18 protein-coding genes and 6 pseudogenes are annotated in these 19,831 nt (G+C 38.3%); 12 read left to right on the forward strand and 12 right to left on the reverse strand.

The window, feature by feature from the left end; all coding sequences use genetic code 11:
• Window positions 1-58 precede the first annotated feature (58 nt).
• Complete coding sequence (locus tag MHI44_RS00775; protein ID WP_015714063.1) at window positions 59-970, reverse strand: VanW family protein; 912 nt, start codon at window positions 968-970, stop codon at window positions 59-61.
• Between the two features lie 354 nt (window positions 971-1,324).
• Between MHI44_RS00775 and MHI44_RS00780 the strand changes: the two genes are divergently transcribed.
• The 3 genes from MHI44_RS00780 to MHI44_RS00790 all read left to right on the forward strand — a co-directional run bounded on the left by MHI44_RS00780 (window position 1,325) and on the right by MHI44_RS00790 (window position 2,971).
• Window positions 1,325-1,807 (forward strand): DUF2975 domain-containing protein, encoded by a 483-nt coding sequence (locus MHI44_RS00780; RefSeq protein WP_033883966.1) that lies wholly within the window; start codon window positions 1,325-1,327, stop codon window positions 1,805-1,807.
• Between the two features lie 9 nt (window positions 1,808-1,816).
• Window positions 1,817-2,071 (forward strand): helix-turn-helix transcriptional regulator, encoded by a 255-nt coding sequence (locus MHI44_RS00785; protein ID WP_033883967.1) that lies wholly within the window; start codon window positions 1,817-1,819, stop codon window positions 2,069-2,071.
• Window positions 2,072-2,176: 105 nt separating this feature from the next.
• Entirely contained in the window at window positions 2,177-2,971 is a 795-nt protein-coding gene (locus MHI44_RS00790) for a DUF817 domain-containing protein (RefSeq protein ID WP_033883969.1), read from the forward strand.
• A 116-nt stretch (window positions 2,972-3,087) separates the two neighbouring features.
• On the opposite strand, the gene MHI44_RS00795 is transcribed toward MHI44_RS00790, so the two are convergent.
• Window positions 3,088-3,960, reverse strand: a complete 873-nt coding sequence (locus tag MHI44_RS00795; protein ID WP_021481419.1) for a LysR family transcriptional regulator — start codon at window positions 3,958-3,960, stop codon at window positions 3,088-3,090.
• A 100-nt stretch (window positions 3,961-4,060) separates the two neighbouring features.
• On the opposite strand from MHI44_RS00795, the gene MHI44_RS00800 reads away from it, so the two are divergent.
• Entirely contained in the window at window positions 4,061-4,939 is an 879-nt protein-coding gene (locus tag MHI44_RS00800; protein ID WP_033883971.1) for a DMT family transporter, read from the forward strand.
• Window positions 4,940-5,111: 172 nt separating this feature from the next.
• Here the strand turns inward: MHI44_RS00800 and MHI44_RS00805 are convergent, their stop codons facing one another.
• Window positions 5,112-5,543 (reverse strand): hypothetical protein, encoded by a 432-nt coding sequence (locus tag MHI44_RS00805; protein WP_038429093.1) that lies wholly within the window; start codon window positions 5,541-5,543, stop codon window positions 5,112-5,114.
• A gap of 263 nt (window positions 5,544-5,806) precedes the next feature.
• A complete protein-coding gene (locus MHI44_RS00810) occupies window positions 5,807-6,439 on the reverse strand; it encodes a type 1 glutamine amidotransferase family protein (RefSeq protein ID WP_015251945.1) in 633 nt (210 codons plus the stop codon).
• Window positions 6,440-6,694: 255 nt separating this feature from the next.
• Here MHI44_RS00810 and bla point away from each other — a divergent pair, with 255 nt between their 5' ends.
• Complete coding sequence (bla, locus tag MHI44_RS00815) at window positions 6,695-7,615, forward strand: class A beta-lactamase (protein ID WP_033883975.1); 921 nt, start codon at window positions 6,695-6,697, stop codon at window positions 7,613-7,615.
• A gap of 488 nt (window positions 7,616-8,103) precedes the next feature.
• Here the strand turns inward: bla and MHI44_RS00820 are convergent, their stop codons facing one another.
• A complete protein-coding gene (locus tag MHI44_RS00820) occupies window positions 8,104-8,454 on the reverse strand; it encodes a DUF3221 domain-containing protein (RefSeq protein ID WP_131227491.1) in 351 nt (116 codons plus the stop codon).
• Window positions 8,455-8,616: 162 nt separating this feature from the next.
• Here MHI44_RS00820 and MHI44_RS00825 point away from each other — a divergent pair, with 162 nt between their 5' ends.
• A complete protein-coding gene (locus tag MHI44_RS00825; RefSeq protein WP_339202681.1) occupies window positions 8,617-8,850 on the forward strand; it encodes a hypothetical protein in 234 nt (77 codons plus the stop codon).
• Between the two features lie 222 nt (window positions 8,851-9,072).
• Here the strand turns inward: MHI44_RS00825 and MHI44_RS00830 are convergent.
• Window positions 9,073-9,225, reverse strand: a pseudogene (locus tag MHI44_RS00830) (hypothetical protein); the annotation flags it as partial.
• Between the two features lie 113 nt (window positions 9,226-9,338).
• Here MHI44_RS00830 and MHI44_RS00835 point away from each other — a divergent pair.
• Window positions 9,339-9,602, forward strand: coding sequence for a hypothetical protein (locus tag MHI44_RS00835; RefSeq protein ID WP_015251940.1), 264 nt, complete (start codon window positions 9,339-9,341; stop codon window positions 9,600-9,602).
• A gap of 299 nt (window positions 9,603-9,901) precedes the next feature.
• On the opposite strand, the gene ppsA is transcribed toward MHI44_RS00835, so the two are convergent.
• The 3 genes from ppsA to MHI44_RS00850 form a co-directional block, all read right to left on the reverse strand.
• Window positions 9,902-12,502 (reverse strand): phosphoenolpyruvate synthase, encoded by a 2,601-nt coding sequence (gene ppsA / locus MHI44_RS00840; protein ID WP_339202683.1) that lies wholly within the window; start codon window positions 12,500-12,502, stop codon window positions 9,902-9,904.
• A 669-nt stretch (window positions 12,503-13,171) separates the two neighbouring features.
• On the reverse strand, window positions 13,172-13,813 hold the full coding sequence (gene xynA, locus MHI44_RS00845) for an endo-1,4-beta-xylanase XynA (RefSeq protein ID WP_015251938.1): 642 nt from the start codon (window positions 13,811-13,813) through the stop codon (window positions 13,172-13,174).
• Window positions 13,814-14,442: 629 nt separating this feature from the next.
• Entirely contained in the window at window positions 14,443-14,682 is a 240-nt protein-coding gene (locus tag MHI44_RS00850; RefSeq protein WP_014477028.1) for a TM2 domain-containing protein, read from the reverse strand.
• 170 nt (window positions 14,683-14,852) lie between these two features.
• Here MHI44_RS00850 and MHI44_RS00855 point away from each other — a divergent pair.
• A pseudogene (locus MHI44_RS00855) lies at window positions 14,853-15,184 on the forward strand (helix-turn-helix transcriptional regulator).
• 39 nt (window positions 15,185-15,223) lie between these two features.
• Here the strand turns inward: MHI44_RS00855 and MHI44_RS00860 are convergent.
• Entirely contained in the window at window positions 15,224-15,574 is a 351-nt protein-coding gene (locus tag MHI44_RS00860; RefSeq protein WP_044052683.1) for a hypothetical protein, read from the reverse strand.
• A 46-nt stretch (window positions 15,575-15,620) separates the two neighbouring features.
• Here MHI44_RS00860 and MHI44_RS00865 point away from each other — a divergent pair.
• The 3 genes and pseudogenes from MHI44_RS00865 to MHI44_RS00875 all read left to right on the forward strand — a co-directional run.
• A pseudogene (locus MHI44_RS00865) lies at window positions 15,621-15,752 on the forward strand (SAR2788 family putative toxin); the annotation flags it as partial.
• Between the two features lie 29 nt (window positions 15,753-15,781).
• Window positions 15,782-16,147: a hypothetical protein gene (locus tag MHI44_RS00870; protein ID WP_339202686.1), complete on the forward strand. Its 366-nt coding sequence runs from the start codon at window positions 15,782-15,784 to the stop codon at window positions 16,145-16,147.
• Between the two features lie 206 nt (window positions 16,148-16,353).
• Window positions 16,354-16,618, forward strand: a pseudogene (locus MHI44_RS00875) (SOS response-associated peptidase family protein); the annotation flags it as partial.
• Here the strand turns inward: MHI44_RS00875 and MHI44_RS00880 are convergent.
• Window positions 16,546-16,794 (reverse strand): annotated as a pseudogene (locus MHI44_RS00880) (YolD-like family protein); the annotation flags it as partial. The pseudogenes MHI44_RS00875 and MHI44_RS00880 sit on opposite strands and share 73 nt — an antisense overlap.
• A pseudogene (locus MHI44_RS00885) lies at window positions 16,790-17,149 on the reverse strand (UV damage repair protein UvrX); the annotation flags it as partial. The pseudogenes MHI44_RS00880 and MHI44_RS00885, both read right to left, overlap by 5 nt.
• 357 nt (window positions 17,150-17,506) lie before the next feature.
• Between MHI44_RS00885 and MHI44_RS00890 the strand changes: the two are divergent.
• Window positions 17,507-19,570 carry a glycosyl hydrolase gene (locus MHI44_RS00890; RefSeq protein WP_048654906.1) on the forward strand — a complete coding sequence of 688 codons (2,064 nt, stop codon included), beginning with the start codon at window positions 17,507-17,509 and terminating at the stop codon, window positions 19,568-19,570.
• Window positions 19,571-19,831 lie beyond the last annotated feature (261 nt).

Raw genomic sequence — 19,831 nt, forward strand, 5'->3', positions numbered from 1 at the left:
ATTGATTTTGAGCAATCCACAAGCTCTCTTAACAAAAACCTTACCTGAGATTTTGTCTTTACTGCTCTGCATTTATTTCTTTCGGTATCCGAGATGGAGCTTTGGGGATTTTTCTTAATTTGCTGTTAATCACATCAGAAGAGTATAGCGTAATAATCATACTTCCCCCATACCTTTTTGCCCGAATTAAGATTGGTTGGTTATATTGGTTTTGAAAGCGAAAGTCAGGACCTCCCCAGCTTACCGTCGCATCCCGTCCGGGCGGTACATATGGTACACTTCTAGTATGAGAATAGCGCTGAACGATCTGCAGTCCTGCACGATCGACTGCATTAAATAGAGTTGAGGACACCTGACAAATTCCTCCTCCTACACCTTCAGACAACTCCCCTTTTACAATAATGGGTGCACTTTTATATCCTTTGTTCCGAGTTCTCATTCCCACAACTTGGTTAAACGAAAACGTCTCATTAGGGAAAACAACGTGATTGTCGATTGCTTTTGCAGAAAGAGAAATATTGTGTGAGCGGCTTTTATTGCTTGAGTTAAAATACGTCACGTACTGACCAAGCTGCTGCGTACTGATGTGAGCTAGCAGCTCGCTGTCAACTTTCGGATAAATGTTCATTTCCGGCACTTCTATCTTGGAGGGACCTTGCCCATAAAAATACGCATAAAACTTTTCCATAAACGCCTGTTGATACAGTTTGTAGCCAACCCTGCCCGGGACGATGCTTCCATGATCGTTAAGGACAGCATTTATCGGCTCACGGTACACTTTCTGATCAAGCTGTTTGATGAATTTACTGTATTTTTCATAGTCAACCATTGGAGTGCCGGGAAGAGGCATTGTAAAGTCTTCACGGTTAACAGTGGCAATCGTCCGTCCTTGCTGTGTGACCGTTAAACTGTCCTGCGGCTCACTCGGCTGAGCCAATAAAAAAAGACCAGTGATCAAAATTTGTATCATAAGTCGGTTTACCTCCCGATCATTAGTATGAACAGCCGCTTATCCTTTGATGTATTTCTTCCCATCGTTTGTTTGAATCTTTGACGTTGATAAAAGCCTTCATAAAAGAGCTTAGCTTTATGTTCACACCGATCCCTGAGATCCCTGAGCTCACTGAGGGACACGGTTCATTCAGTCGGCAAGTTTGAAGTAGTTCAGCATCTCCCAGTGATGAGGGATGCTTTTTTGTCTTGTCAAAAATGAAAAGGGTCTCCTATAACAATAACAAATCAATACATTTCAATATTTTTTTATTGAGAAACGATAAATTTTTTGTTACATTCAATTAGACAACAAATAAATGAGGTGCTTGTTATGAATCGAATGTCGACAATTTTTTTAAAGATAGCTTTGGTTCTTATTGGAATTCCAATTCTTGCTTTATGCATTTTTTTAGTGCCTAAGATAGCCAACTATTCAGCAGAATTATTTCCAAATATCGCTTATATAAAATATCTCGTTTTCATCTATTTGTATGTAACGGCGATACCTTTTTACTTTGCTCTTTATCAAGCGTTCAAACTTTTAAGCTATATTGACAAAAACAAAGCTTTCTCGGGTTTGTCTGTAAGAGCTTTGAAGAATATAAAATATTGCGCAGTCACTATCAGTATCTTTTACGCAGCAGGCATGCCTGTCTTTTATCTGATCGCCGAGATAGACGACGCCCCGGGTATCATTGTGATCGGATTGGTTATTATTTTTGCTTCAATGGTGATTGCGGTCTTTGCTGCTGTTCTTCAAAAACTGTTAAAAGAAGCGATAGATATAAAATCAGAAAATGACTTAACGGTCTGAGGTGATGACATGGCGATTATTATCAACATCGATGTGATGCTTGCTAAGAGGAAAATGAGCGTAACAGAGCTTTCAGAGAGAGTTGGCATCACCATGGCTAATCTTTCGATATTGAAAAACGGAAAAGCAAAGGCTATTCGATTATCAACTTTAGAAGCGATTTGCAAGGCTTTAGAATGTCAGCCCGGTGATATATTGGAATACCGAAGTGATGAAGACACAGGATTCGCAAAGAAAAAATATGAAGGATCAACAGAAAAATAAAGTGATTGGCGGTGAGCTTATGGACATAAACTTATATCCATCTAGCTGCTATACTAAGCGTCCCTTTCATACACGAAGAACACAACTATGGAGGAGGCATACATCATGAGAGCCATAAAACAAATCGTCCATTTTGGCTGGGAACAAGCCCTTTCATGTTTGTTTCCTGCCGTTATTTTTGCCTCTTTGGCTATTACGCAAATCATCCCACTGCCCTTCTTGCCGCGGTATGACTGGCTGCTCATTATCTGCGTTCTCATGCAATTGTGGATGGTGCGTTCCGGTCTTGAGACACGGGATGAATTAAAAGTGATCACATTATTCCACCTTATTGGGCTTGCTCTGGAACTTTTTAAAGTCCATATGGGCTCCTGGTCTTATCCAGAAGAAGGATACTCCAAAATATTTGGAGTACCTTTGTATAGCGGCTTTATGTACGCAAGTGTAGCCAGTTATTTGTGCCAGGCATGGAGAAGGCTTAATGTTGAACTGGTTAAGTGGCCGCCTTTTTTTGCAGTTGTTCCGCTTGCCGCAGCGATTTATTTGAATTTTTTCACCCACCATTTTTCTATAGACATTCGATGGTGGCTATCTGGGCTTGTCATCATTGTCTTTTGGCAAACATGGGTTACATACGAGGTGAATGGAGCTCGTTACCGTATGCCGCTCGCACTTTCTTTTGTACTCATCGGATTTTTTATATGGATAGCGGAAAATATCGCTACGTTTTTTGGAGCTTGGAAATATCCAAACCAAATCGATACATGGAGTCTTGTACACCTTGGAAAGGTAAGTTCATGGCTCTTGCTAGTGATTGTTAGCTTTCTTATAGTAGCATCATTAAAACAAGTTAAGGAGCAGAGTCCCACAAAGGCAGAGATGGAGGAATCTTTTTCTTAGCATACAAGGTCCCAAATAGAGTGAAAAGCAACGTTCAAATGGTTGCTTTTTTCTTTTATGTAACTCTGCCGGTGAGTATTCATCTTCTTCAATTTCATCGCAACACGATAACTGATTCAGATTACAACTGCTTTCAACACCTTGACAAACTCATGCGCCGCCGGCGTTATCTCTTCAAATGAATGTACGATGACGCCAATATCGCGTGTGACCCTAGGAAAGATGTCCTTTTTAATCAATTGATGCGGGACGGATGAAAGTGTAAAGTTTGAAATGATGCCGATACCCAAGTTATTTTTGACCATATTAATCAAGGTTTCGGCATTTTGCACAGTTAAGTTTTCCTTTAATTCGATGTTGTATTGCGAAAATGCGTTTGACATCGCGATTTCATGACCGCCTTTACAAAAAATGAGGTCATCTTGATATGTTTCAAGGTCGACATGCTTTTCAAGTTTTAACTCGTCACGCTGCGGCGGGATGACAGCCACCATATAGTCGTTACACAATAGCTGATTTTCAAACGGTTCAAATGGAGATGCTGCGATCCCGATATCAACCGTCCGATCCTCAACCCATCCTTTTATTTGGTCAGAGGTTCCTTCGATCAATTCTATGCGGATCAGCGGGTAGTTTGATCTGAATGCAGCAATCGCCTGTGGCATGATATTTGTTGAAACTGCAGGAAATGAACCGATTTTCACCTTCCCGTTTAACAGCTTGTTTTCCCGGTTGGCTACTTGATATATTTTGCTTTCAATTCCCTTCATTTGCCTCGCAAGCAGCAATATTTCTTTTCCGATGTCAGTCAGCATTAAACCATGATGTTTATCCCTGATCAATAATTTGAGCTGCAGTGAGCTCTCCAGGTTTTTTATCGCTTTGCTTACCGCCGGCTGAGAGATGAACAATTCTTTTGCCGCTTCTGTAATATTCAATTTCTCCCCGACTTTTACAAATATGTGAAGATGGTTCATATTCATAACCATTTGGTTATACCCCCAATAATAAAAATGTATTTCAGTTATACATAAATGTAACATATGATAGAAACCAGCACGATATTTAAACAAGAAAGGCGGCTTCATTATGGTAAAAGTTATGCTGGGTATCATATCTGTCACACTAATTTGGGGTTATACTTGGGTTGCGATGAAAGTAGGAATTCATGACATCCCCCCGCTTTTATTTTCGGGTTTGCGCCTGTTCATCGGAGCGGTTCCTTTATTTCTCATTCTCTTCATCCAAAGAAAAAAGCTTTCAATTAAAAAAGAACATCTTAAAAGCTATATCATCATGAGCCTGTTGATGGGGCTGGGCTATATGGGGATCTTGACGTATGGAATGCAGTTTGTCGATTCAGGGAAAACCTCTGTTTTGGTATATACAATGCCTATATTTGTTACGGTGATCAGCCATTTTACATTAAACGAGAACATGAATGTGTATAAAACGCTGGGACTGGTCTGCGGCCTCTTCGGACTGTTATTTATATTTGGAAAGGAAATGCTCAATATCGATCAAAGCGCTTTATTTGGGGAGCTGTGCGTCCTTGCAGCAGCGCTTAGCTGGGGAATCGCGAATGTGTTCAGCAAGCTACAATTCAAGCATATCGATATTATTCACATGAATGCCTGGCACCTTATGATGGGAGCCGTCATGTTATTGGTGTTTTCCTTTATATTTGAGCCGGTCCCTTCAGCCGAGTGGACATATCAAGCGGTGTGGTCATTGCTGTTTAATGGCTTGCTTTCCACCGGCTTTACCTTTGTCGTATGGTTTTGGGTGCTCAATCAAATCCAAGCGTCAAAAGCATCCATGGCATTAATGTTTGTTCCCGTATTGGCCCTATTCTTTGGATGGCTGCAATTGCACGAACAGATCACCATCAATATTATCCTCGGCGCACTGCTGATATGCTGCGGGATTTTTATGAATACATTTACATTTTCACGACGGAAAGTGTGAATGATATACATTTCCCCTGTCATTTGGGCTTCATGTGACAGGAGACGACTATTACGAGATAGTCTTCTAGAATCGTGACGACAGCCTATTAAACAATGAAAAAAGCTAATGTCTGCATGTAGACATTAGCTTGGCTGGCGTTTAGGCTGGTGAGAATCCAGATACTTTTTTATTACCATTCTGGCTGATCAAACTGAAAACCGTATAGACCTTTTACTTTAACATCTCCGCAATCTGGATCTTTTGTCAAAATCAAATAATGAGTCTTATAAGGCATCGTCTCAACTCGATCAGTTGCACTAAAATCAAAATGATCCCCCGAGAAGTTTTTTTCACTAACGGTTATTTCATATCCTGACAAAGTCATTCGCATGATTCTTGCGTTAATTGTACATCCTTCAGTATCGAAAATGGTGAATCTGTACCCAAAGTGAGATGTCCAATGGTTTGAATTTAGGTCATCAGACTTCATAAACCATTTTTCATTCTCTGTCATTGTAAAACTCACTTTCTCCTCATCTTTCACGATAACGGCCGAAGCTTCCCCTACATGGATAGTCAAAGCCAAAAGAAATGTAAAAGCTAACATCATCATCTTTTTCAAAAGAGTTCCTCCCGATATCTTTTACTTCAATATATTGGAAGGGTCTTTTCTGATCAAGACAGTCTTCTCCAAATGAATCTATAGCACCATGAAATGAGCCTTAATAAGAACAGTTTTAACCCAAATCAAACTCTATTCGAAATAAGGCCTACCAATCTATATTCTTTTTAAAAGTTTCTGCATTTCTTTATATAGCTCCTAGACACATATAAAAAATGCTCCCATAAGTTCAGGAGCACTACAAAAAACTGCTAAAGTGTTTTCTATCGATTTATTGTATTCATTAGCTCAAAAAAGTATTCAGGCTTTTGAGTCTTATATAGCTTATACCATGAACGCAATGTATCTGGTGCAAATACATCTAATTTTTTCAATACTTCTACCGCAAATTCCAGAGGAGCAATTCCTGATGCAGTAACCAAATTTTCATCAGATACTGCAGGCCCCTTTTCATATAATGTTTCTCCTTTGTAATTAGGGCAGACCATATTCATATAGTCTAGGTCATTGCTTGTGTGCTTTCTCGAATTTAAGTATCCTTCATTCGCGAGGCCTAAGGTTGCCCCACAAATTGCAGCAATAGTCGTGCCGAGCTTTAAAGCGTCGCCAACTTTTTTCAAGATCGGCTGATGAATATCTTCTCCCCAAGTGTTTCCTCCGGGTAAAATGATAAGATCTTGACTCTCAAGAGTACACTCATCAAGAGAAATATCTGGTTTTATGCTTAATCCTCCCAACGTAGTTATCATTTCTTTATTAACCCCTACTGTAACTACTTTTAAAGATGCTGCATCTTGTTTAAAGTATCTCCCTGAGTTTAGTTCCGCAATTAAATATCCATATTCCCAGTCTGACATTGTGTGAAATACGTAGAGATAAACTTTTCTCGTTTGCATCCAATAACACTCCAATCACAATTGATAAAGCTTTCTAATAGATGACTTTGCTGACAGCCATTGTCAGCATATGTATTCTGATTTGCCTATTCTTATATAATACCATGTAGGTGGGCAATTGCCCTTGTTCTCCCAACTTATTAAAAATATAAGATCAATTGATTCTATGTTTACTAGCGCAAAGGGGTTTGTTACACTAACTGTCATGGGAAACATTTCAAAGGTAATACAAAATCATTTGAATGAGGAGGCTTGATGAAGTTGAAAAATAAAGCGTCAATAAAATTCGGAATATGTGTTGGGCTTTTATGTTTAAGCATTACTGGTTTCACACCTTTTTACAGCTCAACGCATGCCGAAGCAAAATCCATAGAAGACACAAACATGGCAAGCTGTATAACGAATAAAAAATTTGTTCAACTTGAGAAAAAATTTGATGCCAGGCTTGGTGTTTATGCAATTGATACAGGTTCAAACAAGACAATCGCCTATCGGCCGAATGAGCGATTTGCTTACGCATCAACCTATAAAGTTCTAGCCGCAGCTGCTGTCCTGAAGAAAAACTCAATTGAAAAACTTAATGAAGTCATCCACTACAGCAAGGACGATCTTGTTACATATTCTCCAATCACAGAGAAACACCTAGATACAGGCATGAGCCTAAAAGAAATCTCGGAAGCGGCTATCCGTTACAGCGATAATACCGCTGGGAACATCTTGCTGCAACAGCTTGGCGGCCCTAAAGGTTTTGAAAAGTCACTGAAACAGATTGGGGATCATGTAACGAAAGCTAAACGATTCGAGACGGATCTAAACTCTGCGATTCCTGGTGATATTCGTGACACCAGCACCGCAAAAGCACTGGCAACCGATCTTAAAGCTTTCACTTTAGATAACACTCTCACGACTGACAAACGCACGATCTTAACCGATTGGATGCGAGGCAATGCTACTGGTGACGAACTGATTCGGGCAGGCGCTCCAATAGGATGGGAAGTCGGCGATAAATCTGGAGCCGGAAGCTACGGGACACGTAACGACATTGCTATCGTTTGGCCGCCTAACAGAGCTCCTATTGTTTTGGCAATTCTGTCAAACCGCTTTACGAAAGATGCTAATTATGATAATGCTCTTATCGCTGAGGCTGCAAAAATCGTCCTTAACGATCTCAAATAATATGTTTAGCCTTTTGCCACAAAGGAAAAGACATTACTTTTTTAACTCCTACCGTTCATTTTTTGATGAACGGTTCTTTCATAAGACTTCTAGAATCATATATTTAAACACCACAAAATTAAACGTTATTATATTTAACGGCAAGTTTTCATTTTATGGAACAAGTAAAGTTTGAATCTGACAAGAATTAAGGCTAAGCACCCTAAAATCCGTTTTCTTTCCTTCCAAGAATATACTCCTTAGTGCAAGCCATTATAAAGAAGTGAACATACAATGCAGACAACTCCCTTAAGTCTCTTATTCTGTGACCAATTTGTAATACTCATGAATATCCGGACTCACTTCCAATATTTCGTCTCGAAGACACTAACATATCAAACCACTTGAATTAACATAACTGAACTTGATATTGGTCACTGGCAGTTTCAATGCAATAGAACAACATTTGTTGACTCAGAGGTTATCTATATGAGAATTCAACAATTTTTTTATAATAATTCATATTTTTGTATCGTTGCACTTGGTGGATTTGACTCTTTTAATGTATGGAACCACACTTTTATTTTTTCACCTCTTTTGAGATCATCTGTGTTATCAATCTCACTTAATCCTACAATTACTATGTTATTTTTAAACTTGTTCATAAGTTGTCCTTCAGAAAGATCGTAATCTTCTTTTACTGGAGCTTTTGTATCGGTAATGAGAATTGCCCTTTCATTGTCTTTAAGCACGACATAGCCTACTAGGCTCTGCATCTTTGTTTCTTCTCCGTGTTGTTCATTTTTGCAGCCTGCAAGGAAAATAATGAGCACTATCAAGCTTACTCCGATTTTAGGCAACTTTCTCCCTCCCGTAATGTTAAACAATATCACTCCATAACTACATATCAATAAACTGTAGTGTAAATCTATCCAGAAACTTCTTCATTTTCTCATATTGAATCTTTTACAAGCTGGTAATACACAGACTAAATCGGGTAAAAATTCGTAGAGGTGATTTCATTGAATGATGATCATAAAGTAACTCATTACTCTTCATTTATTTTTTCAACAATCATGGTATTGGCGGTCGCCATCTTTCCACAATACACTTCTTGGTTTGTAACAGTTTTCTTCTTTGATTTTGCACTTATCTATACATTCCAAAAACATAAAACAAGTTCTTCAAAAGCAATATCTTATATTTCGTATTTTTTATTCATTGTTTCATTGATTTACACTTCAGTTAATATGTAATAGTAATCCTCCCTTTGTGGGAGGATTTTTTGTTTAAGCTTATTTCTAGGCTGCTTTTGGGCCACCTCTATCTATAATGATAAAACTATCTGAACCATTTTTTTCTTCCGATCTTTGTCTTCGTAAATAGCAACATTTTGGCGTGTCATTAATGTAATACCGGCCATTTTAAACTCTTTTTGATCTTTAAAATAAACAACAGGGACATTCACCAAACGGATCTACTTCTTTTTGTTCTTTCTCAAATGTTCGTATGTGGTTGCCTTCGAACCATACCCTTACTCTTATTCCGCTTTCAAACTCATTATTGTATGCTGCTTCTTTTTGGGTTCCAGCATAAATATACTTATCATTACTGTCGTCTACTATACATATATTTGCTCCCTTTAAAATCGAGATTTTTACTTTTTATGATCCATTATTCACTTTCAAAATAACTTCCAATTACAACATAATATATGTATAAATTGTAAATGGAGTTGATGTAATTGAAGATTAGGAAAATCTTAATGAGTTCTGCTTTATCCTTTGGCATGCTCATATCCGCGATTCCCGCATTGGCTGCTGGCACTTCGTCTGAGGTTGCAGTAAAAAGTGATGAATATGATTATGACACTATATACCGCATTAGTCCTCTGCCAATGGACTTCCAGCCAACAATAGAATACAACGGTTATACTTATACGCTTACACGACATTATTTTGATTACTCAATCGGGTTTTACACGGCTATTTATACAAAAGTTGTTTAAATTTATAAAGGAGCTTTTTAGCTCCTTTTTCTCTTGTTTTAAGCACAAATACAAGTTTAAATGCTGGTAATAAAAAATTCACTTTAAAGAAGCGCCGCCCGCAAAATGAGGCTTTTGCACACTACGCCAATTTTATATAGAAAAGCCAGACCTCCTCCAAGAGGTTCCAGCTTTTCTTAATGTGCTATCGATCTTCGTTAGTTCAACGGGAACTTTATCATTCGGTACAATTGCAGCCTCCCAACTTCTAGTTAGGGCTGATGGCGGAATATCTGATGGCTCTCTACACACATCAGACATTATAAAATTTCAATGTAGCCTTCTGTACCATGAACGCGAATTCGTTGCCCATCTTTTATCAGCTTGGCAGCATTTTCAACGCCAACAACTGCAGGTAAGCCATATTCACGGGCTATAACAGCTCCATGGGTCATCAGTCCCCCAACTTCGGTGACTAGGCCTTTTATGGATACAAACAATGGTGTCCAGCTTGGATCGGTAAAGGAGGTAACTAATATATCTCCATCTTCTAAATCAGCATCTTCCATGTTTAAAATGACACGCGCTCGCCCCTCTATCACTCCGGAGGAAACAGGTAGACCTACAATCGCTCCGGCTGGGAGATTTTCTCGTTTATACTCACCTGTAACGATTTCACCATCAGACGTAATAACACGTGGTGGAGATAGTTTTTCATATAATTTGTACTCGTCTTTTCGTGTACTGATAATTTTATAATCCAGTTTATGTGTGCGTACGACTTCGTGAAGTTCTTCAAAAGTGAGATAGTATATATCTTCTTTTTCTTGAATAACGCCCGCTTCTACGAGTCGTTCGGCTTCTTCCAGTAAAGCCTGCTTATAAACGAAGTATCGATTAACCATGCCGTATTTTGGATATTCCCTAAACCCGCTGAAATTCCGGATGATATCTATCATTCGTTTAGTTTCTTTGGCTTTTTGTTCACCATCCGGTAATTGCTTCAATCGATCTAATAACTCTTGTTCTTTCTTCAAAGCTTCCTGTCGCCCTTGCTCAAATTTCCGATGGCTGGCATTAGGCTCACTGTTATTGATATTATTAAGAATCATTGGGATAAGTGTAGTTGGTTTTTCGCTCCATCGAGTTCTTGTGATATCAATTTCTCCGGTACATCGCATTCCGTATTTGCTGAGATAATCATAGATCGCGTCTCGGGTTTTGCTTCCGCCATCAAACTTAGCCAGTTCATCCAAAAAATTATCATCTTTTACATGTTGTAAGTAATCAATTACCTCTGGATAAGGACGAATCACATCTGCGACGTCTAATAGCGCAAGACCCATTTCTGAAGTAATATTATGGGGTACAGATTGAGAAAGCGTATCTGCTGCGTTTTTTTCACCTAACCACTCGTTCATTTTTTCGTTAATCCATAATGAAGCATTCATAGCAGTTCGAATCACAACAGAACTTTCTGGGTTAAATAAAATCTTCTTTAATTCCTGGATATCTTCCAGAATAAAACGAAATAAATCTGATCCTGATTTCGTTTGGATGTTTTGTTTTAACTCTTCTATCGATGTTTGACTGCTCTCAATCAAATCAGACACGATTGTCGGATCGTTTTCAACTTGAGCCGGCATATCTGCATTGCCTCTGCTGGGATTTGGTGCTGTTTTATCATTTGGTATCGACTTTATGAAATCTCGTCGCTTTATTATGGTCATAAGTGCGTCTTTTAAGAGCTGATCGTGCTGCCCCATGCCTTTTAAGAAAACTTCTCTGCTGTCAGGGGATGCCAGATGATGTGTGACATCAACAAATAGCCTTCCACCGGCTTTACGCATGGGTGCAGCAGTCGTCAACAGAAAAAAAGACAATCCTAGTGGTTTTATGGGATCCGTCATCATTTGTTGATGACCAACAGAAATATAGACGTGATTTTCTTGGTCACTCGCTTCAGGGATGGGGAATAAAGTAGTGATTGGACGACTCTGTACAATATAAAAAGTATCGCGGACCAAACACCATTCGATATCTTGCGGCTGGCCGAAATGAGCTTCGATCTGTCTTCCAATGCGTGCCAGCTGTAAAATTTGTTCATCAGTCAGTGTTTGAGCCTTTTGCTGATCAGAATCGATCTGCTGTGTTTCTGTTCCGCCTTCTTTTCGTCCGTAGATAGCCATTTTTTTAGTTGCTATTCTCTTATCGATGATTTGCCCATCCTGTACTTTATAACAATCGGCAGACACCAATCCGGAAACCAGTGCTTCACCAAGTCCAAAACCGGCATCGATGGATAACACCTTTCGGTTGGAGGTAATCGGATCAGCAGTAAATAAAATCCCCGAAGCCTGAGGGAAAACCATCCTTTGAACGATAACGGATAAATAAACTTGGCTGTGGCCAAATCCATTTTGCATACGGTAAATAACCGCGCGATCCGTAAATAGGGACGCCCAGCATTTACTGATATGCTGCAAGATTGCATCGACGCCAATAATATTTAAATAGGTGTCTTGTTGACCGGCAAAAGAAGCATGTGGTAAATCTTCAGCAGTTGCACTAGAACGTACGGCATAGGCATGTTCCTCGCCGAACTGGGAGAGATAGTGAGCCACTGCTTTCACAACATCGGAAGGAATGTCTACTTCCATAATGATTTGCCGAATCTTCCGGCTGATGTTACCAATCTGATCTCGGTCCTCAACTTTTAGCATCGCCAACTGATCCAACAACACTTGTAACGTTTCGTTTTGTTCGATGGCTTTTAGATATCCTACTGTTGTGACACAAAATCCTTCTGGTACTTGTATACCTTGAATTTTTGATAATTCCCCTAAATGTAACCCTTTTCCTCCAACGAGCGAAAGCTGTGTTTTTTCAATTTCATGTAAACCGAGAACCAAAGAACTCATTCTACATCTCCCCTTCAAAAAAATATTGACAAGAGCTTCCTAGCAGGATATAATAAAATTATAAGATGGATATCTATAAATTTTTAACTAGAAAGCGCACGTAGTATGATTATATCACCGTGTCTGTTTTTGTGCAATATAAAAAGAACCTGGGCAATTTCACCAGGTTCTTTTCTTAATTTCCATAGCTAGTCGCATTAAAAAACTTGGTTCGAGCTGATTCAATCCTCTAAGGAAATCCTAAAGTTGGGTTCTTTTTGAATTTACTTGCTTTGTTCGTAGAGTCCCCATTTATAAATTAGACTTTTTGTTCTTAACAGTCCCACCGTTAACTAGTATAAAGTTATGAGGATTCTGGTTAACTACTGAGATATTTTTATTTTGAGTAAGGCTTATGTTTTATAAAGAAGGGTTATGTAAAGGTGTCTGTTGTGAGCAAGCGCTGACTACAAAAAATTGATAGCATTCTCATTTAAATACCATTCTATTAACCTATAGGAAAAGTTATAAAACCAGATGGAGAATACCCTACCTCCAGCAATTCCAAGGCCGTTCACCTAGTAGAAAACAACCTTTAAGCATTACTAACGATTTTAATAATCATTGATTATAAAACTTCTCAAGGAACGATCAGCAGCCCGTTAGCTACCCCTAATTAAAGATGATCTGCTACCACACTGTTACGTTAGAACTTCCACTACTTTGATATCCTTCTGTCGCCATGACTTGGTAAGCCCAATTACTGCCCAGATTCATTCCATGGCTCTTCCATGCGTTCACATGATTGCTGAAAGTGATTGTAGCGTTGCTTCCAGTTGGTCTCTTCGTCTGGCGAACACTCCAGTACTGCGTAAAAGTAGTGCGATCGCCATCAATGGAAGGTGCGTTATAACGTGTAGTTGTATATATGTCATATGTACCCCCATCACTTTTTACAGTACCTTTATACGTTCCAGTAGGTCTATAAGTACCCCATGAATCCACTACATAATATTCTATGAGAGGTGATCTCGTCCAACCATATAAAGTTAAATATCCATTGCCATTCGGCGCCCAAACTCCGGCATTATAGTTTATCGTCCTAAATGGCGAACCTGTAGTCCAACCTTTACCAACAACAAAATTTCCGGTATTAGACCAATTAACACTGTAATTCCCGCCAGACCCATTGACAGCGTTTACTATACCGCCCCCATCAGTCCAATTTTGCCAGTAGTCTGTGCTAGCTGCAGAGGCGGTTGCCGAAAACAAGCTAATACTCATTAAAGCTGCCGATAATCCAACTAAGAAATTCTTTTTAAACTTAAACATATGTTACCTCCTATAATATTTTTTCCGACTTTGAGGTAGCACTCGTATACATTTAAAACATTCTTAATTACTAACGCCAAAGCTTTTGATCGTCCCCTTCAGTATAATACCACGAATTCATGAGCAAATATTAAAAGTATTTGTAATTTAATTACAAATACCTAGAAACACATTATAAGTGGTCTTCTTCCACCATATCCTGATCCTTTTTTCGCAGGATCACAATTCTTGTTTCTAATTCAGATGGAGTAATATCTGCAATGAATTCCCATTGAACCATTTCAAATAAAGGAGATATACATTAGAGATTGTGAAATTATTGTAGCTGCCGCTTGTCTAATGAAGGGAAGCAAATTTATGAAGAATATGAAGAACTGAAGAAGAAAACAATTAAGGTTATACTAAGAAAGAACTGCTCAATTAGAATTATTGACCAAAAATTTGAGGATGGTAGCTTAGATCAGTTTTACAAAGAAGTTGCAAGATTTTTATTTGAAAGGGCTCTGAAAAAGAAAAAAAAGAATTGACAATCAGGGTAACTGTGGGATGTAACCGAGCCTCCAATTCAAAATAAATATCTTTAAAATTCTTATTTTATTTAAAGAGGGACTGTATATCCCTCTTTAAAATTAAGCTTTAGATTGCTGCTGGAAGTAATAAAAATTGTACTTTTGATCAAACGCTTCTTCGCTTCCACAAAGAAAAATAATGAATTCAATAAATGCGATAATAGACGGAATACCAGTCCAGCAAAACAAAATATATAGAATACCTTGTCCTACTCTTCCCAAATAAAACTTATGTATTCCCAGACCCCCGAAGAAAAATGCTAATAATGCCGCTACAATTTTGTTCTTCTTGCTTACCATGACTTCCTCCTAGTTCATTGCTACCATTTTTAAAGTAATGCTTTCACATTATAATGCATTTTCCACCAGAAATCGTGAAAGTTTTGAAATTTTTTTGAGATTTTTTATTTTATGGAGAAATGAAAGCTCATATAATTGAACTAGATGGTTTTGGGAGGCGTTTATTCAAAATGTATGGCCAAAGATTACGTCAATTACGAAAGGCACACAAATTAACAATGGAACAGTTAGGTGAGAAAATTGGAATTGCAAAATCAAGTTACGGCGCGGTATAAAACTGAAAGAAAAAAACCACCATTGGACAAGTTGATTATTTTAGCTAGGCTATATGATGTTACAGTTGATTACATACTTGGGTTAACGGATGATCTTGATCCTAAAGTGGAAAGAAAAAACCTAAATAGAAAAACCTTATATCCACTGGGATGGATATAAACTTACACCTGAGATGTTAGATCCTATACGGAAAATTTTAAAATTGGTTACTGCAAACAACAATTAAAAAGAGCCCGCATAAGGGCTTTTGCATAAAACAATTATATCATTGAATTTTCCAACTCATTTCAATAAGTTTATTCATGATGATAGCTAAACTTTCACCAGCTTTTTGTGGCTTCTCACCTGCTTTTATCAGAGTAATTAAAGCACTTAAATAGTCCATTAAGCTATTTTGATTTATTGTAACTGTTTCTTTATAAGCTTTGTAAGCTTCCTCGAACTGATCAAATTGCACACCCTTCATAGCAGCAACAGCTAATTTATCAGAAATATTTCCATATGACTCTGTTACACTAAAAAATCTTTTGACATTGATTAGTAAGGCAATGCACTTTAAATAATCGTACCCCAGACCAATATGTAAATTGCCTGTTGCAAACAGCAAATCGTTCAAAACTGTGTACGGTTCACCATTCCTTGCAACTGTCTCAATCCCTTTGTATAAGTATAATAAAAAGACAAATGAATTTTTATCTGTAGAACGCTCAGGTAATAAGGACACTATAATAACTTACTTTAAGCCAAAACATCCAAATAAAAAGGCTGGTTATAATTATTATAAAAATCAATAGGAACTATAAATATATAAAGAGGGATTGCTATGCCAAAATTATATACATGTTTAATTTGCGGATATAAAGGATTAATTCAAAACCCATTAAACAATGATGGTGATTATCAAAAAACATTTGAAATCTGCCCTTGTTGTGATTTTGAATACGGCTACAGTGAAGATCATGAAGTAAGCTTAGGTTTTATTGTAACGCCAGATTACTTAATTGAAGCTGCAATTCAGTTATACCGAAAACAATGGATTGAGAATGGCATGAAAATTGCAAATCCTAAATATATTCCAGATGAATTAAGAAACGGTAACTGCTTAAAATTTGAGGTGTTGTTAAAGCAATTGAATAGCCTAAATCTCGATACAGAAAACTTTGAAATCAAGGGATTTAATGGTTATTAAGCAGATCCAAGCCCCCATATGGGGGCGTTCTTATTATTGTACAGTCTATCAGAACTATTTAATGTATTGTATAAATATCACTGACCTTTTCTTTCTCCATTCAACTTCCTTAACCCTCAACTGTTTGCTGCTGCATCACATTCCTCCTTTTTGATTTTTGTGTATCAAGCCTGTACAATATTCAAAAACCCTAAAGGATGATGAACATGTGTGGCAAGTTCACTTTATTTTCTGAGTTTGATGACATCATTGAGCAATTCAACATAGATCAATTCTTACCTGAAGGTGAATATCACCCTAGCTATAATGTCGCTCCTTCACAAAACATCCTGACAATTATCAACGATGGATCCAATAACCGGTATTATCCCTCCATGGGCTAAAGATGAAAAGATCGGCTATAAAATGATTAATACCCGCGCTGAAACATTGTCCGAGAAACCCAGCTTTCGAAAGCCGCTCGTAAGTAAACGAATGGAAACGCCTTGATCCAAAGACATTGTATTGTCATTCTGGTCTTTTACATGAAGCCTGTGTTGTTCAAAATTAATGTAATGGACTCTGCCGGTGACATTTTCAACGAATCCATTGTTAAAGAGTTTGAATTTCAACTCTTTATTAAATTCAAGTACCTCAGAGACAACTAATCTGCCCTTGCATCAAAGGAGCTCCTATTTCTGATAAATCGATTCCATGAGCATGATAATACAACTGGTTTCCCATTATTCCGAACTTCTTTTCAAGCAGCTCTAAAGGAAATTTGGCTAACTGATCTACAGTCGATATTGCCATCCGATTTAGGTTTCTTTCCATCCTCCCTCCTATCCCCCACATTTTAGACAACGGGTGAAACTTCCAGAGTTTATTTGGCACATCCTCTTATCTCCAACGTGCAATGCCACTCTTTGTTTTCTTACTTTCCAGGTCAAGCGCAAGCTTACTCAGCAACATATTATCTCCAATGCCTACTGTGCACATCAAACCAAATTCTCTCCATATGCTGAAAGCTGTTAGATGCAGTGAATGGCCTTTTCGTCAATTTGTCTTTTTTTAAAAAAGGCCTATCTAAAAGCTCGGGAAAGAAATGCTTATCTTTGCTACACTGATCATATTTTCATAAACGTGCTTTATCTCATTAAACAGCCAAGGACACTCTTCCCTCGCGACATTCTGTGTGTAGAATTTTTACAACCGGCCTTCTGTTCAAACAAGAAATTTAGTTTATTTACAGAAAACACATCTTTTTAATTTATCGAAAACCTTAAAAATTAATTTTTTTACTTTATTTATTAAGCAACTAAATATATAATATAAAATTGAAGCGCTTTCAACATTAAATGATTAAAAGGAGGAACTGGTTTGCTGAAAAAAGGATGGATTTCTTTTACGGGTGCTTTCGTTTTATCTTCTTCTCTTCTTATGCCTTCCGCACAAGCCCAGGAGCAGATTATTAATCTTGTAGATGCTGAAGCATCAACGTCGACAAAACAGCTGTTTTCTTACTTGCAAAGTATTAGCGGCGAAAAAGTTTTGTTCGGCCAGCAGCACGCAACGGATGAGGGAATTACCGTTACCGGACCCGGTCTGCGGACAGGTTCTACCGAATCTGAAGTGAAAAACTCGGTCGGTGACTATCCCGCCCTCTTTGGCTGGGATACGCTCAGTCTTGATGGCTATGAAAAGCCGGGATCACGTGAACAATCTGCCGCCGAAAATCGAGCCAATCTGATCAAATCGATGAAAACCGCACATGAACTTGGTGGCATCTTAACGCTTAGTACTCATCCGCATAACTTTGTAACCGGCGGCGACTTTTATGACACAAGCGGCCGTGTAGTCAAAAATATCCTGCCGGGCGGAAGCTATAATGCTAGATTCAATGAATGGCTTGACAACATTGCTGCTTTTGCAAATGATTTGAAAGACAACGAAGGCAAAGATATTCCTGTGATTTTCCGCCCGTTCCACGAGCAAACCGGCGGCTGGTTCTGGTGGGGAGCTCAAACCACTTCGGCTGCAGAATACAAAGAACTTTACCGATATACTGTAGAATACTTGCGTGATGTAAAAGGCGTCGATAACTTTTTATACGCTTTTTCACCAGGTGCATCTTTTAACGGAGATGAAGAGAAATACCTAAAAACCTATCCTGGAGATGATTATGTTGATGTTTTAGGATTTGATCAGTATGATAATCCAAACAATCCGGGGTCTGAAGGGTTTTTAAATACTCTCGTAGTAGATCTTGGCATGCTCTCAAAATTAGCAGACTCGAAAGGGAAAATAGCTGCTTTAACTGAATATGGACTTGGATTAAAAACAAACGGAAACCTTGACACACAATGGTTCACGAGAGTGCTTGATGCCATCAAAGCAGATCCCTATGCAAGAAAAATTTCTTATATGCAGACCTGGGCTAACTTCGGGCTTAATGGCAACTTGTTTGTTCCATACAAAAATGCACCAAATGGGCTCGGAGATCACGAGTTACTTCCTGACTTTATCAATTTTTATAAAGACCCCTATTCTGCTTTCTCGAAAGATGTTGGGAATATATACAGAGGAGCAGTACCGGAAACAGTTGCAGAAAAGCCGTTTATGCATATTGTTTCGCCAATTGACCGTAGTCTTTCGCTCCAAAAAGTTACACCAATCAGCGTTAGTGTGATTCAGGGTAAACCCAAAGATATTTATTATACCGTGAATGACAAAGCGAAGAAGTACCCTCTTGTCAAAGGTGATGGTTATTATTATGAAGGGTCTGCTGCTTTAAAAGGTGACAAAGCAACTATTCATGTAACAGCCGAATTTGCTGATGGAACCTCTCAAAAACAAACGATTAAGGTGTATTTAAAAGAGCCAGAAAAACAGCCACCAACAGTTGTTGATACATTTGAGACATATTATGGCGATGATGAACAGCTGCAGGCTGCCTTTGCTACTCAAGGTGATCCCTTAAAGCTATCGTTAACCAGTAGCGTAAAAACGGAAGGTTCCTATGCATTAAAATATGACTATTCACTAGCTGGAGCAGGTTATACTGGCATGACCAAATCTCTAGATAGTGTTGACTGGGCTGAAGCAGATTCAATTGATTTCTGGCTGAAAGCAGACGGTGGAAATCAAAAAATGGTTGTTCAACTCAATGCCGGAGGAATCGCCTTCGAGGCGTATCCGTCACTTGCTTCTAAAACAGCCAGCGAGGTATCAATCCCATTTTCCGAATTTAAACCGGCCCCATGGGAATCTGCCGAACGGCAAAAAGAAACATTAACAGCTGAACACTTGAAAAGTGTAAGGGCGTTTTCTATTTATGTAAATGCTACGGGATCAGAACCTGTTAACGGCACGATTTACCTTGATAATATTCGTGTATCATCTTCTGGAAAAACAGACTTTACCGATATACCGGCCAGCCACTGAGCACATATATATAATGGCTACTATTCTGATTCGGGCCTATGAATGGAAAAACGGATCTGTTTCAATTAACATCTTTCCTTTATAATTCAGAATATATAGTGAATCTGTTGGAAAAGCCCAACAGATTCACTTAATAGGTGTCAAATGCTCTCCGCTACAACGACTTCGTATAGCTTCTCTTTGATTAGAAAACATTAAAATTACTTTGTGCAAAGCTTATTAACTTACTAATTTTATTAAAACTATGATTGTAATAATTTG

The organism is Bacillus sp. FSL K6-1366, from assembly GCF_037976695.1.
GTDB classification, from domain to species: domain Bacteria; phylum Bacillota; class Bacilli; order Bacillales; family Bacillaceae; genus Bacillus; species Bacillus subtilis.

Excerpts from the sequence above, each read along its gene's own strand:
- MHI44_RS00800 (WP_033883971.1), top strand. The coding sequence starts at position 4,061 with ATGGTAAAAGTTATGCTGGGTATCATATCTGTCACACTAATTTGGGGT.
- MHI44_RS00870 (WP_339202686.1), top strand. The coding sequence starts at position 15,782 with ATGCCAAAATTATATACATGTTTAATTTGCGGATATAAAGGATTAATT.
- xynA (WP_015251938.1), bottom strand. The coding sequence starts at position 13,813 with ATGTTTAAGTTTAAAAAGAATTTCTTAGTTGGATTATCGGCAGCTTTA.
- MHI44_RS00795 (WP_021481419.1), bottom strand. The coding sequence starts at position 3,960 with ATGGTTATGAATATGAACCATCTTCACATATTTGTAAAAGTCGGGGAG.
- MHI44_RS00775 (WP_015714063.1), bottom strand. The coding sequence starts at position 970 with ATGATACAAATTTTGATCACTGGTCTTTTTTTATTGGCTCAGCCGAGT.
- ppsA (WP_339202683.1), bottom strand. The coding sequence starts at position 12,502 with ATGAGTTCTTTGGTTCTCGGTTTACATGAAATTGAAAAAACACAGCTT.
- MHI44_RS00810 (WP_015251945.1), bottom strand. The coding sequence starts at position 6,439 with ATGCAAACGAGAAAAGTTTATCTCTACGTATTTCACACAATGTCAGAC.
- MHI44_RS00850 (WP_014477028.1), bottom strand. The coding sequence starts at position 14,682 with ATGGTAAGCAAGAAGAACAAAATTGTAGCGGCATTATTAGCATTTTTC.
- MHI44_RS00785 (WP_033883967.1), top strand. The coding sequence starts at position 1,817 with ATGGCGATTATTATCAACATCGATGTGATGCTTGCTAAGAGGAAAATG.
- MHI44_RS00790 (WP_033883969.1), top strand. The coding sequence starts at position 2,177 with ATGAGAGCCATAAAACAAATCGTCCATTTTGGCTGGGAACAAGCCCTT.
- MHI44_RS00780 (WP_033883966.1), top strand. The coding sequence starts at position 1,325 with ATGAATCGAATGTCGACAATTTTTTTAAAGATAGCTTTGGTTCTTATT.
- bla (WP_033883975.1), top strand. The coding sequence starts at position 6,695 with ATGAAGTTGAAAAATAAAGCGTCAATAAAATTCGGAATATGTGTTGGG.